14 protein-coding genes are annotated in these 12,379 nt (G+C 67.9%); 6 read left to right on the top strand and 8 right to left on the bottom strand.

The window, feature by feature from the left end:
- Positions 1-21 precede the first annotated feature (21 nt).
- The 4 genes from F1642_RS07305 to trxA are packed head-to-tail and all read right to left on the bottom strand — an operon-like array spanning position 22 to position 2,429.
- On the bottom strand, positions 22-681 hold the full coding sequence (locus F1642_RS07305) for a rhomboid family intramembrane serine protease (RefSeq protein WP_255522371.1): 660 nt from the start codon (positions 679-681) through the stop codon (positions 22-24).
- Between the two features lie 24 nt (positions 682-705).
- Entirely contained in the window at positions 706-897 is a 192-nt protein-coding gene (locus tag F1642_RS07300; RefSeq protein WP_045983714.1) for a Trm112 family protein, read from the bottom strand.
- A complete protein-coding gene (locus tag F1642_RS07295) occupies positions 894-1,520 on the bottom strand; it encodes an LON peptidase substrate-binding domain-containing protein (RefSeq protein ID WP_194885898.1) in 627 nt (208 codons plus the stop codon). Before F1642_RS07295 ends, F1642_RS07300 begins: the two co-directional genes overlap by 4 nt.
- Before the next feature lie 3 nt (positions 1,521-1,523).
- The gene (gene trxA / locus F1642_RS07290) at positions 1,524-2,429 is read right to left on the bottom strand and encodes a thioredoxin (protein ID WP_370582863.1); all 906 of its coding nucleotides are present in this window, start codon (positions 2,427-2,429) and stop codon (positions 1,524-1,526) included.
- A 136-nt stretch (positions 2,430-2,565) separates the two neighbouring features.
- On the opposite strand from trxA, the gene nhaC reads away from it, so the two are divergent.
- Positions 2,566-4,062 carry a Na+/H+ antiporter NhaC gene (gene nhaC, locus F1642_RS07285; RefSeq protein ID WP_194885896.1) on the top strand — a complete coding sequence of 499 codons (1,497 nt, stop codon included), beginning with the start codon at positions 2,566-2,568 and terminating at the stop codon, positions 4,060-4,062.
- Here nhaC and F1642_RS07280 read toward each other — a convergent pair.
- Positions 4,059-4,844 carry an exodeoxyribonuclease III gene (locus F1642_RS07280; protein ID WP_194885895.1) on the bottom strand — a complete coding sequence of 262 codons (786 nt, stop codon included), beginning with the start codon at positions 4,842-4,844 and terminating at the stop codon, positions 4,059-4,061. The genes nhaC and F1642_RS07280 overlap by 4 nt on opposite strands.
- A 116-nt stretch (positions 4,845-4,960) precedes the next feature.
- Here F1642_RS07280 and F1642_RS07275 point away from each other — a divergent pair, with 116 nt between their 5' ends.
- Both F1642_RS07275 and F1642_RS07270 read left to right on the top strand, forming a co-directional pair.
- Positions 4,961-6,277 (top strand): MFS transporter, encoded by a 1,317-nt coding sequence (locus F1642_RS07275; RefSeq protein ID WP_194885894.1) that lies wholly within the window; start codon positions 4,961-4,963, stop codon positions 6,275-6,277.
- Between the two features lie 58 nt (positions 6,278-6,335).
- Positions 6,336-7,307 (top strand): glutathione S-transferase family protein, encoded by a 972-nt coding sequence (locus F1642_RS07270; RefSeq protein ID WP_194885893.1) that lies wholly within the window; start codon positions 6,336-6,338, stop codon positions 7,305-7,307.
- A gap of 164 nt (positions 7,308-7,471) precedes the next feature.
- Here the strand turns inward: F1642_RS07270 and F1642_RS07265 are convergent, their stop codons facing one another.
- On the bottom strand, positions 7,472-8,158 hold the full coding sequence (locus F1642_RS07265) for a response regulator transcription factor (RefSeq protein ID WP_127897427.1): 687 nt from the start codon (positions 8,156-8,158) through the stop codon (positions 7,472-7,474).
- Positions 8,159-8,293: 135 nt separating this feature from the next.
- Between F1642_RS07265 and ribA the strand changes: the two genes are divergently transcribed.
- Together ribA and F1642_RS07255 are read left to right on the top strand one after the other, a co-directional pair.
- Positions 8,294-9,352: a GTP cyclohydrolase II gene (gene ribA, locus F1642_RS07260; protein ID WP_194885892.1), complete on the top strand. Its 1,059-nt coding sequence runs from the start codon at positions 8,294-8,296 to the stop codon at positions 9,350-9,352.
- Between the two features lie 5 nt (positions 9,353-9,357).
- Complete coding sequence (locus F1642_RS07255) at positions 9,358-9,834, top strand: L,D-transpeptidase (protein WP_194886243.1); 477 nt, start codon at positions 9,358-9,360, stop codon at positions 9,832-9,834.
- On the opposite strand, the gene F1642_RS07250 is transcribed toward F1642_RS07255, so the two are convergent.
- Positions 9,822-10,481 (bottom strand): YggS family pyridoxal phosphate-dependent enzyme, encoded by a 660-nt coding sequence (locus F1642_RS07250; RefSeq protein ID WP_045983149.1) that lies wholly within the window; start codon positions 10,479-10,481, stop codon positions 9,822-9,824. The two genes, F1642_RS07255 and F1642_RS07250, sit on opposite strands and share 13 nt — an antisense overlap.
- Positions 10,403-11,566, bottom strand: coding sequence for a porin (locus F1642_RS07245; protein ID WP_194885891.1), 1,164 nt, complete (start codon positions 11,564-11,566; stop codon positions 10,403-10,405). Before F1642_RS07245 ends, F1642_RS07250 begins: the two co-directional genes overlap by 79 nt.
- A gap of 292 nt (positions 11,567-11,858) precedes the next feature.
- Here F1642_RS07245 and F1642_RS07240 point away from each other — a divergent pair, with 292 nt between their 5' ends.
- On the top strand, positions 11,859-12,335 hold the full coding sequence (locus F1642_RS07240) for a DUF3576 domain-containing protein (protein ID WP_045983147.1): 477 nt from the start codon (positions 11,859-11,861) through the stop codon (positions 12,333-12,335).
- Positions 12,336-12,379 lie beyond the last annotated feature (44 nt).

The following is a 12,379-nucleotide window of genomic DNA, read 5'->3' as shown; positions in this document are numbered from 1 at the left end:
CGCACCGGCGTCGGCAGGGGGTCAGCGGCGCGGGATCAGGGCAAAGATCAGCCCCAGCATCAGGCCCGCCACGCCCCCGCCCAGATGGGCCTGCCAGGCGATCGAAGGCATCAGCAACGTCAGCGCCACGTTGAGCCCCAGGATCAGCGCCACGGCGCGCACCAGAGGGCTCATCGGGCGGTGACGGCGGCGCAGGGTGATCGCCGCATAGCCGACCAGCGCCCCCGCCAGCCCGAAGACCGCGCCCGACGCGCCGACCATCGGCCCGGCATCGGGCTGCATCCAGGCGAAGACCATGCCGGCGGCGATCTGGCTGAGCAGATAGGTCAGCGCCATGCGGGCCGATCCGATCATGCGCACCAGCTCTCGGCCGACGGCGGCAAGGGAGATCATGTTCATCGCCAGATGCAGCGGTCCGGAATGCAGCAGGCCGTAGGTCAGGAACATCGCGACCCCCTGACCGGGATAGAGCCCGACCCCGTCGCCCACCAGTGGCGCCCAGAAGCCGCCCAGCATCACCGAGGCCGTCCGCGCGCTGCCCAGGCCCAGCATGGGCGCGGCAAAGCAGAACGCCTCGATCATGCAGCAGGCGATGATGACGGCCCGCAGCCACAGGGGCAGGGCGGCGGGTTCGGGCCGGCGCGCGGCCGCCACCCGCGGGATCGCCACGGGGCGGTCCATGTCGGTCACGCCCCTGCGCGCGGGTCAGTCATCGGCGCGGATCTGGCGGGCCTCGTCGATCAGCATGATCGGGATGCCCGAACGGATCGGAAAGGCCAGCCCCGCCGTGCGGGACACCAGCTCCTGCGCCTGGGCGTCATAGCTGAGCGTGGCGTGGGTCACCGGGCAGACCAGCGCCTCCAGCATGTGGCGGTCGAAAAGGGGGGCATCGGTCATTGCAGGCGTTCCTCGTTCTCTCCGCCGTGCAGGGCGAATTCGATCAGGCCGACCAGCAGCTCGCGGCGGTCGGCCAGGGTGGGCGATTCCAGCAGCGCCTGCTTGTCGCCGGGCGTGAAGGGCAGCATCATCGACAGCGAATTGATCAACAGTTCGTCCTCCGCCTCGGCGGCGGCGTCCCAGTCCGTCGACAGCTCCTGCGTCTGCATGTAGCGGTCCAGCAGCGAAAACAGCGCCTTGCGGTCCAGCGTCGGGTCCTGCTCCGGGCCGGACAGGTCGCGCGCGAACGAAGACCAGTCGACGCGGCCCTGCAGGTAGGGGGCAAAGCCCTCCTCGACCTCCTGCAGGCGAAACCGCGAGATTGCCCCAAGCGAGATCATCATCCGCCCATCGCCGGTTTCCGAGAACGCCACGACCCGGCCCGCGCAGCCGATAGCAGACAGGCCGTCGCCCTCGGGCTGGATCATCCCGATCAGGCGGTGATCGGTCTTCAGCGTGTCTTCCAGCAGCTGCAGATAGCGCGGCTCGAACAGGTGCAGCGGCATGCGGGCCCGCGGCATCAGCACGGCCCCGGGCAGCGGGAACAGCGGGATGCGGTCGGGCAGGTCGAAACGCAGCGCCATCGGTCAGGCGAAGATCAGCGAGGACAGGCGGCGGCGGCCCTTCTGCCCGATGGGGTCGGTGGGCTTGAGGCTGTCGAAGATCGTGATCAACTGCGCCTTGGCGGCGCCGTCGTTCCACTCGCGGTCGCGGCGGAAGCTGTCCAGAAGGATGTCGATGGCGGCCTCCAGCTGGCCGTCGGCATGCAACGCCTGCGCGTATTCCAGCCGTGCCTGCTGATCGGCCGGATCGGCCTCGACACGGGCGGCCAGATCGTCCAGCGGACCGGCGCTGGCGGCCTGCTGGGCCAGGGCCAGCTTGGCGCGCGCGGCCTCGACCGGGCCGGCATGGGCCAGGGGGCTTGGCACCTGCGTCAGGGTCGAGGCGGCGGCGGCATGGTCGCCCGCGGCCAGATGGGCGCGGATCAGCCCGCCCCATGCCTCGGGGCTGTCGGGCAGCTCTCCGATGATGGCGGTGAAGGTCTCGATGGCGTCGGCGGCCTCACTGTCCTCGATCATCTGCTCGGCCGCGGCAAGGGCGTCGGCCAGGCCGCCGTCATCGCCCGACATCGCGGCCAGCTTGTCGACGAACTGCTTGACCTGGCTGGCGGGCACCGCGCCCTGGAAGGCATCGACCGGCTGGCCCTGGAAGAAGGCATAGACGGTCGGGATCGACTGCACGCGCAACTGGCCCGCGATGGTCTGGTTCTCGTCCACGTTGATCTTGGCCATGCGCACGCGGCCCTTGTGGCGGGCGACCTCGGCCTCCAGCGCGGGGCCCAGCGTCTTGCAGGGGCCGCACCAGGGCGCCCAGAAATCGACGATGACGGGCACCTGCATCGACGCCTCGACCACCTCGGCCATGAAGGTGGCCTCGGTCACGTCCTTGATGAAGTCGTCGGTCTTGGGCGCTTGGGCCCCCTCGAAAAGCATGGTCATCCTGGCCCCGCATGGTTCGGTTGGCGTGTTCCCCGCAATATGGGGCGCTTGGCGGCTGAACGAAAGGGCCGGTTTGCGCGTTGCGATCACGCAGGCCTCACGGCCGTGTGAAGACATGAGGGACATGACCATGACAGAGACCCCCCCGACCCGGCCGGGCCTGCCGCCTTTGTGGCTGGCCCTGCTGCCCATCGTACTGACGCTGGGCCTGCTGGCGCTGCAGCTGTTCTATTACGGTGATTTCACCCCGCACATCCCGCTGATCCTGGGGCTGGCCATCACCGGCCTTCTGGGCGTCCTGCGCGGGCAGGGGTGGATGGACATCCGCGAAGGAGTGTTCCACGTCATCCACGTGTCCATGCCGTCGCTGTCGGTGCTGATCGTGGTGGGCATGATCATCGGGGTCTGGATCGCGTCGGGGACGGTGCCGACGCTGATCTATTACGGGCTGACGCTGCTGAACCCGCAGATCTTCCTGGTCGCGGCGATGGTGCTGTGCGCGGTCGTGTCGCTGTCCCTGGGCACCAGCTGGGGAACCGTGGGCACCGTGGGCGTGGCGCTGATGGGCATCGGCGCGGGTTTCGGCATTCCGGCCTACTGGACGGCGGGGGCGGTCGTGTCGGGGGCGTTCTTCGGCGACAAGATCTCTCCGCTGTCGGACACGACGAACCTGGCGCCGGCGGTGACGGGGGTGAACATCTTCGATCACATCCGCAACATGCTGCCCACGACCGTGCCCGCGATGCTGATCGCACTGGTCATCTATTTCATCGCGGGGACGTGGCTGATCTCTCCGGCCGAGACCAGCATGGCGCGCATCGACGCGATCACCGACACGCTGGCCGCGCAGTTCACGCTGGGCTGGGTGCCGATGATCCCGGCGCTGGTGGTGATCGTGCTGGCCGTCACGCGCCGCCCGCCGCTGCCGTCGCTGTTCGCGGGGGTGCTGCTGGGCGGGATCATCGCGATCTTTCTGCAGGGCGCGGGTCTGCACGACGTCTTCACCTATGCCCAGTCCGGTTACGCGATCGAAACGGGCGTGGCCGACATCGACAGCCTGCTGAACGCGGGCGGCATCCAGTCGATGATGTGGACCATCTCGCTGATGCTGATCGCGCTGGGATTCGGCGGCGCGCTGGAGCGGACCGGCTGCCTGGAGGCGATCATCAATGCCATCATCAGCCGCGTCAAAAGCTTTACCGCCGTGCAAAGCAGCGCCATCGCGACCGCCTTCGCCACCAACGTGGTGGCGGGCGATCCCTATATCTCGATCGCGCTGCCGGGGCGGATGTATGCGCCGCTGTACCGCGGCATGGGCTACTCCACGCTGAACCTGTCCCGCGCGGTCGAGGAGGGGGGCACCCTGATGTCCCCGCTGATCCCGTGGAACGCGGGCGGCGCCTTCGTCATCACCGCCCTGTCGCTGGGCGTGATGGACGGCAACCTGACGAACCTGCTGTACATCCCGCTGGCCTTCGCCTGCTGGACGGCGCCGCTGATCGGTATCCTCTATGCGGTCACCGGCTGGTTCTCGCCCCAGGCGACCGATGCCGAACGTCGCGAGTGGGACCGCCAGAACGAGGACGTGCTGGACCTGGGCGATCACGCCCTGGGCGAAAACGCCTAGAGGTCGAAGCTGGCCATGACGGGGACGTGGTCGCTGGGCCCCTCCCAGCCGCGCAGGGGGCGCAGGATGCGGCTGCCATGGGCGGCGCCTGCAATGTCGGCGGTGGCCCAGATATGGTCTAGCCGCCGTCCCTTGTCGGCCGCGTCCCAGTCCTTGGCACGATAGCTCCACCAGCTGTAGAGCAGCCCTTGCGGGATGTCCTGCCGGGTGACGTCCACCCAGCCGCCCGCGTCCTGGGCAGCGAGCAGATACTCGACCTCCACCGGGGTGTGGCTGACGATCTTCAGAAGCTGCTTGTGCGACCAGACGTCGTCCTCGCGCGGGGCGATGTTCAGGTCGCCCACCAGGATCGACCGGGTCGGGCGGTCGGCATGGAACACGTCGCGCATCTCCGACAGGAAATCCAGCTTCTGCCCGAACTTCAGGTTCTGGTCACGGTCGGGGATGTCGCCGCCCGCGGGGACGTACATGTTGTGGATCACCACGCCGTTCTCCAGCCGGGCGGCGACGTGGCGGGCATGGCCCAGCTGCGCGTAATCGCGGTCGCCCGCATCCTCCAGCGGCAGGCGCGACAGGATCGCCACCCCGTTGTAACCCTTCTGCCCGCGCGCCACGATATGCGTGTATCCCAGGTCCGCGAACCGGGTCAGCGGGATCTTGTCCACCGGCGACTTGCATTCCTGCAGGCACAGCACGTCGGGCGCCTCTTCCTGCAGCAGGCGGGCGACCAGACCCTCGCGCAGGCGGACCGAGTTGATGTTCCAGGTGGCGATGGTGAACATGGGCAGGCTCCTTTGGGCGCGGACCCTAGCCGCGCGGGTCCGCCCTGTCGAGGCGCGGGCTTGCCATATGATCCCCGCGCGCTATGCAAGGGGCGCGGGGATTGGGGGGAACGGCCATGAAGATCACCATCGACGAGGCGCTGACGCGCGGCGGCACGGGCCGGTTCCAGTGGCGCCTGCTGGGCATCTTCGGCCTGGTCTGGGCGGCGGACGCGATGCAGGTGATCGCGGTGGGTTTCGCCGCACCCTCGGTCGCCGCGACCTTCGGCCTGGAGCGCGTGACCGCGCTGCAGATCGGGACGGTGTTCTTCTTGGGCATGTTCGTCGGCGCCTTTGCCTTTGGCCGACTGGCCGACCGGATCGGGCGCAAATGGGTGCTGATCGGCACCGTCGCGATGGACGCGGTGTTCGGGCTGGCATCGGTGATGGCCGGCGATTTCACCTGGCTGCTGATCCTGCGGTTTCTGACCGGGGTCGCGGTGGGCGGCACGCTGCCCGTCGACTATGCGATGATGGCCGAATTCCTGCCGCCCAGGAACCGCGGCCGCTGGCTGGTCTGGCTGGAGGGGTTCTGGGCGGTGGGCACCATCGTCGTGGCCCTGACGGCCTGGGCCGCCGCCAGCATGGGGGCCGTCGCGCCGTGGCGCTGGATCTTCCTGGTCGCGGCGATGCCGGCGCTGATCGGGTTCTTCCTGCGGTTCTGGATTCCGGAATCGCCGATGTACCTGGTCCGCAAGGGCCGCCAGGCTGAGGCGCGCGCCGTCATCGACCGCGTGCTGGCCGTGAACGGCGCGATGCCGCTGCCCGCCAACGCGCATCTGCGTCCCGCGCCGGTGCCGTCGGGAGGTGCCGTGTCGATCATGGCGGCCCCGCTGCGGCGCGCGACCATCGGCGTGCTGGCGGTGTGGTTCCTGGTGTCGCTGTCCTATTACGGCGTCTTTGTCTGGGTGCCGGGACAGCTGGCGACCGAAGGCTTCGGCTTCGTGCGCGGATACGGCTTCCTGGTGATCCTGGCACTGGCGCAGGTGCCCGGATACGCGCTGGCGGCCTGGGGGGTCGAGGCGGTGGGCCGTCGCCCCACGCTGGCGGCCTTTCTGGTCCTGTCGGCCCTGGGCTGCGGCCTGTTCGCCCTGGCCAGCAGCCCCGCCCTGGTCGCAACGGCCCTGATCGTGATGAGCTTTGCGCTGCTGGGCACCTGGGGCGCGCTCTATGCGTTCACGCCGGAACTCTATCCCACGCATCTGCGCGGCACGGGCATGGGCACGGCCAGCGCGGTCGCCCGCCTGGGCGGCATCCTGGCGCCCAGCCTGCTGGCCGTAGTCTTTGCGCGCGGCTTTGGCCTGGCCATCGGCAGTTTCGCCGTGCTGCTGCTGCTGGCGGCGGCGGCCCTGCTGCTGATCCGCATCGAGACCCGCGACCGCGCCATCGGGTGACGGGGAACAAGGCGGCCCCCCCGCCCGTTGCCCCGTCACATCACCGAAAGGAGTTCACATGGGCCAGCTGGTCGACGGCGTCTGGAAGGACGAATGGTATGACACCGACAGCACCGGGGGAGAGTTCAAGCGCGACACGGCCAAGTTCCGCAACTGGGTGACCTCGGACGGGCAGGCGGGGCCGACGGGCCAGGGCGGGTTCGCGGCCGAATCGGGACGCTATCACCTCTATGTCAGCCATGCCTGTCCCTGGGCGCATCGCACGATGATCTTCCGCGCGCTGAAAGGTCTGGAGGATCACATCGACATCTCGGTCGTCCACCCCGAGATGCTGAGCGAGGGCTGGGAATTTCGCACCGATTTCGACGGCGCCACGGGCGACCGGCAGTTCGGCCTGGACTATCTGCGCCAGGTCTATCTGAAGGACACGCCCGACATGTCGGGACGCGTCACCGTCCCCGTCCTGTGGGACCGTCAGACCGGCCGGATCGTGTCGAACGAAAGCGCCGACATCATCCGCATGTTCAACAGCGCCTTTGACGGCGTGACCGGCAACACGGACGATTACTGGCCCCAACCCCTGCGCGCGCGCATCAAGGCGATCAACGACCGCGTCTATGACACCGTCAACAACGGCGTCTACAAGGCGGGCTTCGCCACCACCCAGGAGGCCTATGACAAGGCGGTCCATCCGCTGTTCGACAGCCTGGACGGGATCGAGGGGCTGCTAGCCGAACACCGCTATCTGACCGGCGACCGCATCACCGAGGCCGACTGGCGGCTGTTCACCACCATCGTCCGGTTCGATGCCGTCTATCACACGCATTTCAAGTGCAACCGCCGCCGCGTGGTCGACTATCCGAACCTGTGGGGCTGGGCACGCGAGTTGTACCAGTGGCCGGGCGTCGCCCGGACGATCCATCCGGATCATTTCATGCGGCACTATTACTACAGCCACGACATGATCAATCCACACCGCATCGTGCCCATCGGTCCGGACGCGGACTGGACCGCGCCGCACGGACGCTGACCGGACAGCCGCCCAAAAAAGAAGCCCCGGCGCAGGGAACGCCGGGGCAGAACAGAGAGGGAGGGGTGTGGCCGCATCCGCCGACCACTGGGCTTCGGGGACAGAACGTCACATCAGGGCTTGGGTTCCCGGCAAAGTTGTCTGCGCAGAAACCCGCCGATGCCTCAGGCGACCAGGCGATAGCCGCCCGATTCCGTGACCAGAAGGCGCGCGTTCGACGGATCCGGCTCGATCTTCTGGCGCAGGCGATAGATGTGCGTCTCCAGCGTGTGCGTGGTCACGCCCGCGTTGTATCCCCAGACCTCGTGCAGCAGCACGTCGCGGGCCACCACCCCGTCCTGTGCGCGGTACAGGAACTTGAGGATGTTGGTCTCCTTCTCGGTCAGGCGGATCTTGCGGTCCTTGGCGTCGATCAGCATCTTCATCGACGGCTTGAACGTGTACGGCCCAAGCTGGAAGATCGCGTCCTCGGACTGTTCATGCGTGCGCAGCTGGGCGCGCAGGCGGGCCAGCAGGACCGGGAACTTGAACGGCTTGGTGACATAGTCGTTGGCGCCCGCATCCAGGCCCAGGATCGTGTCGGCATCGGTGTCATGCCCGGTCAGCATCACGATGGGGCATTTGACGTTCAGCTTGCGCAGCTTCTTGCACAACTCGCGTCCATCGGTGTCGGGCAGGCCGACATCCAGGACCACCAGGTCAAAGATCGCGTTCTTGGTGGCTTCGACCGCCTCGGCGCCGCTGCCGGCCTCGGTCACGTCGAAATCGTCGGTCGCGACCAGCTGTTCGGCCAGGGCCTCGCGCAGGTCTTCCTCGTCATCGACAAGCAGGATCTTCTTCAGTCCGGCCATGGTTGCCTCCTTTGCGTCATTGCGCAATGAGTTGGGCGTCGCGGCCCGGACCGTCCAGCGCCATGTGCGAATCCTCACATGGAGTTGTCGGATCGGTGCGTTATGTTTCAGACTGTTTCAAGAATGCGTGGCCCCATGAGCCTGATCCCGACCCTGCCCGAGACCATCGCCCGCGCCCGCGCCGACCTGCGCATGGGCCTGCCGGTGGCCTTTGGCGACCATCTGGCGGCCGCGGTCGAGACGCTGTCGCCCGCGCGTCTGACCGATCTGCGCGCGCTTGGCCCCGCCGTCCTGGCCCTGACCGGACGGCGGGCCGAAACGCTCAAGGCGCGCGCCTATGACGGCGATCTGGCGCGGGTGGCGGTTCCGGCGGCGGCCGATCTGGCATGGCTGCGGGCGTTGGCCGATCCCGCAGGCGACTTGATGACCCCGATGAAGGGGCCACTGACCACCCTGCGCGACGGCGATGCGGGACCCCATCGCGCGGCGCTGGCGCTGGCGAAATCGGCGCAGCTGCTGCCTGCCATGCTGATGGTCGCGGCCCCTGCGCCGCCGGGCCTGACGCGCCTGCCCGCGGGTCCGGTTCTGGCGCAGCTTGCGGCCGAGGCCGCGATGGCCCCGGTCGCGGCGGCGCGCCTGCCGCTGTTGTCGGCGGAGCGGTCGCGGCTGCACATCTTCCGTCCCGATGACGGTGGAGAGGAGCATTACGCGATCGAGATCGGCGACCCGCCCCGCGACGCGCCCGTCCTGGCGCGGCTGCATTCGGCCTGTTTCACGGGCGACGTGCTGGGCAGCCTGAAATGCGATTGCGGGCCGCAGCTGAACGCCGCACTGGCCGCGATGGGGCAGGCGGGGGCGGGGGTGCTGCTGTACCTGAACCAGGAGGGGCGGGGCATCGGGCTGGCCAACAAGATGCGCGCCTATGACCTGCAGAACCAGGGCTTTGACACGGTCGAGGCGAACCACCGCCTGGGATTCGAGGATGACGAGCGCGACTTCCGCATCGGCGCGGCTCTGCTGCGGCGGCTGGGTTTCGGCGCCGTGCGGCTGATGACCAACAACCCGCGCAAGGTGGCGATGATGCAGGCCCATGGCATCGCGGTCCCCGAACGGGTGCCGCTGGTCGTGCCGCGCAACCGTCACAACACCGGCTATCTGGATGTGAAGGCCGAAAAGTCGGGGCATCTGCTGTGACCGGCATGGTGCTGACCCCGCAGGGGCTGCGTTTTCTGGGCCGCGTCATTCCCTGCAGCATCGGTCGCGCCGGGATCACCCCCGCCAAGCGCGAGGGCGATCACGCCACCCCGTCGGGCCGCCATCGCATCACCGGGCTGTGGTACCGCCCGGACCGCCTGGCCCGCCCCGCGCCTTGGGCGCGGGTGATCGGGCCGGGCGATCTGTGGTGTGACGATCCGGGCCATGCGGCCTATAACCGGCACGCCCGCGCGCCGCTTGCGGCCAGCCACGAGCGGCTGCGCCGCGCCGACCCGCTGTACGATGTGATCCTGACGATGGACTGGAATGCGGATGCGGTTCCGGGGCGGGGATCGGCGATCTTCTTGCACCAGTGGCGCAGCCCTGGTTTCGGGACCGAAGGCTGCATCGCCTTTGCCCGCCGCGACCTGATGTGGATTGCGCGTCACGCCCCCCCGGGCACGCCGCTTTACGTGCCCTGAGCGTTCCGCGCCCCGAAGATCGCCGACCCCACGCGGACATGGGTCGCGCCATGGGCGATGGCAGTCTCGAAATCGGCGCTCATGCCCATCGACAGGCCGGGCAGGCCGTGGTCGCGCGCCAGGTCGCGCAGCAGGGTGAAATGCGGTGCCGGATCCTCGCCGTCGGGCGGAATGCACATCAGGCCCTCAGGCGACAGCGACAGCTCGGCGCACAACGCCAGGAAACCGGGCAGCTCATCCGCCAGGATGCCGGCCTTTTGCGGCTCGTCCCCGGTGTTGACCTGCACGAACAGCTGCGGATGGCGGCCCTGTTCGGCCATCTGCGCGGCCAGCTTGCGGGCCAGCGTCACGCGGTCCAGCGTGTGGATCGCGTCGAACAGCTGCACGGCGGCCCGCGCCTTGTTCGATTGCAGCGGCCCGATCATGTGGACCGACACGCCCGGATGTGCCGCGGTCCAGGCCGGCCACTTGGCCTGCGCCTCCTGGACGTAGTTCTCTCCGAAGACGGTGTGGCCCGCGGCCAGAACGCCCTCGACCCGTTCGGGAGGTTGCAGTTTGCTGACCGCGATCAGCGTGACGCTGCCCGGTGCGCGCCCTGCGGCGGATTCGGCCGCGCGGATGCGGCGGGTGATGTCGTCCAGTCCCATGATCCCACCTGACAAAAAGAAAAGAGCGGGCGCAAGGCCCGCTCTTTCCATGTGACGTCTGACCGCGAAGGATCAGAAGTTGAACTGCACGCCCATGTCGCGGTGATGTTCTCGTTGTAGCCGCGCTGAACCGAACCGGCCAGCATGGCGCCGCCCAGATCGTACGAGCCGCCGATACCGAACGCGTTGTCGGTTTCGTTGGAATCTGCGCTGTTATTGGCGACATAGCCGTTGATGGTGGTCAGCGGAGCAACCTCGTAGCTGCCGTACAGCGTGATGGTCTTGCCCAGGTCCGAGTCGTCGCCCAGGACTTCACCGTTGTCGAAGTACAGCAGGCCGATGTCGGTCTTGTCGTTGAACGCGTATTCCGCGCCGACGAAGTACTGGTCGTTGTCGTCGATGCCTGCGCCGTTCTTCACGTAGGCTGCCGACAGCGTCACCGAGTCATTCCAGACATAGTCGGCCGAGACGCTGTATTCTTTTTCGTCATCGCCACCAAGGCCATCATAAACCTGGTCGGGATCGACGACCGAGGCGCGCAGGTTCACACCGGCGACGGCGTACTTGACCATGACGCCCATGTAGTCGTTGCGGCGCTGGTTGGTCAGGTCGACCGTGTTGTCATAAGACGGGTAGCCGTCGGTGTTGAATGCGAAGAAGTCGCCGCGCGAGTTGCCGAACGAACGCGAGTAGACGCCGATTTCCGAGTTGTACAGCAGGGCAGCCGAGTCGTAGGCGGTGTTCGAGTTACCGATTTCCACGGTCAGGCCGCTGGCGGTCACGTAGACATAGCCGGGTGCGACGGTGGTTTCGTCATCGCCCTGGTCCCACTGGATGCGGATCCGGCCACCGAAGTCGACGCCCTGGTCGGTCGAGGTCGTCGCGTCGATGTTCATGCGCAGGCGCGACTGGACGATCGCCTCGCTGGCGGTGTAGACATCGCCGTCATCCGTAACGATCGCACCGCGCACGCCGTCTTCTTGGTACAGCACGCCGGTACGGCCATAACCCGAGATGGTGACGTCTGCAGCGGCGATACCCGCGGTCAGGACCAGCGCGGTCGAGGCGATAAGTGCCTTCTTCATGGTGTGTTCCCTCTTGTCTCTCTGTTGCCCAAGCCAGCTGTCCCGCCCTGGGTATGCAATTTGTTTCACTCTTTCGCGATTGTGATGCAACGGAATCACGCGTCTGCTGTTTTCTTTGCCCATTTCCGTGATGCACTTGGGCCACACCTGCCCCGACCGCCCTGTCCGGACAGGCCCCGCGTCGGCCGTGCGGACGGGGTCCGCGCCTCAAGTCGCTTGTTTCGCGGCGCCGATCCGGGCTAATGCTGACCCCAAGAGATTGTACCATTGAACTGACCTCCGGGGGACTGGGATGACCTATGCACGCGCCACGCGCCTGATGATCGTCACGACGCTGTGCGCGGGCCTGGCGGCCTGCGGCAACGGCACGACGGAAAACGCGGGCCCCACCCCCGACCGCGACATGCGCCCGTCCGAGCGGGGCACCCTGATCCAGGACCTGTTCATCCGGTCGGGCAACCCGGACCAGATGGTCGGGGTGAACAAGTACCTGTGGAACGCCAGCCTGGACGTGCTGAACTTTCTGCCGGTGCAGACGGTCGATCCGTTCACCGGCGTGATCCAGACCGGCTACGGCACGCCTCCGGGCGGGGGGCGGTCCTATCGTGCGACGATCCAGATCAGCGACCCGGCCCTGGATGCGCGCAGCCTGCGCCTGGCGTTGCAGGGGCCGGGCGGCGCCGCGGTCGAGGCGGGCACCGTCCGCGCGGTCGAGGATGCCATCCTGACCCGCGCCCGCCAACTGCGCATCCAGGACGGCCGCCTGTAAGGGCGCGTCCGCGCAGCGGGGCCCCGATCGCGGGGCATCCGGCG

Source organism: Paracoccus sp. NBH48 (assembly GCF_015390265.1).
Taxonomy (GTDB): Bacteria; Pseudomonadota; Alphaproteobacteria; order Rhodobacterales; family Rhodobacteraceae; genus Paracoccus; species Paracoccus marcusii.
The sequence above is the reverse complement of the archived record's forward strand: the minus strand, read 5'-3'. Positions and strand labels throughout refer to the sequence as shown.

What these genes read in the sequence shown, in the direction of transcription:
- F1642_RS07295 (WP_194885898.1), bottom strand. Translation starts at nt 1,520, where the DNA reads ATGGCGCTGCGTTTCGACCTGCCCGACCGCATCCCGCTGTTCCCGCTG.
- ribA (WP_194885892.1), top strand. Translation starts at nt 8,294, where the DNA reads ATGAGCCTGATCCCGACCCTGCCCGAGACCATCGCCCGCGCCCGCGCC.
- F1642_RS07300 (WP_045983714.1), bottom strand. Translation starts at nt 897, where the DNA reads ATGACCGATGCCCCCCTTTTCGACCGCCACATGCTGGAGGCGCTGGTC.
- F1642_RS07270 (WP_194885893.1), top strand. Translation starts at nt 6,336, where the DNA reads ATGGGCCAGCTGGTCGACGGCGTCTGGAAGGACGAATGGTATGACACC.
- F1642_RS07305 (WP_255522371.1), bottom strand. Translation starts at nt 681, where the DNA reads ATGGACCGCCCCGTGGCGATCCCGCGGGTGGCGGCCGCGCGCCGGCCC.
- F1642_RS07250 (WP_045983149.1), bottom strand. Translation starts at nt 10,481, where the DNA reads ATGGGACTGGACGACATCACCCGCCGCATCCGCGCGGCCGAATCCGCC.
- F1642_RS07280 (WP_194885895.1), bottom strand. Translation starts at nt 4,844, where the DNA reads ATGTTCACCATCGCCACCTGGAACATCAACTCGGTCCGCCTGCGCGAG.
- nhaC (WP_194885896.1), top strand. Translation starts at nt 2,566, where the DNA reads ATGACAGAGACCCCCCCGACCCGGCCGGGCCTGCCGCCTTTGTGGCTG.
- trxA (WP_370582863.1), bottom strand. Translation starts at nt 2,429, where the DNA reads ATGCTTTTCGAGGGGGCCCAAGCGCCCAAGACCGACGACTTCATCAAG.
- F1642_RS07275 (WP_194885894.1), top strand. Translation starts at nt 4,961, where the DNA reads ATGAAGATCACCATCGACGAGGCGCTGACGCGCGGCGGCACGGGCCGG.
- F1642_RS07255 (WP_194886243.1), top strand. Translation starts at nt 9,358, where the DNA reads ATGGTGCTGACCCCGCAGGGGCTGCGTTTTCTGGGCCGCGTCATTCCC.
- F1642_RS07245 (WP_194885891.1), bottom strand. Translation starts at nt 11,566, where the DNA reads ATGAAGAAGGCACTTATCGCCTCGACCGCGCTGGTCCTGACCGCGGGT.
- F1642_RS07265 (WP_127897427.1), bottom strand. Translation starts at nt 8,158, where the DNA reads ATGGCCGGACTGAAGAAGATCCTGCTTGTCGATGACGAGGAAGACCTG.
- F1642_RS07240 (WP_045983147.1), top strand. Translation starts at nt 11,859, where the DNA reads ATGACCTATGCACGCGCCACGCGCCTGATGATCGTCACGACGCTGTGC.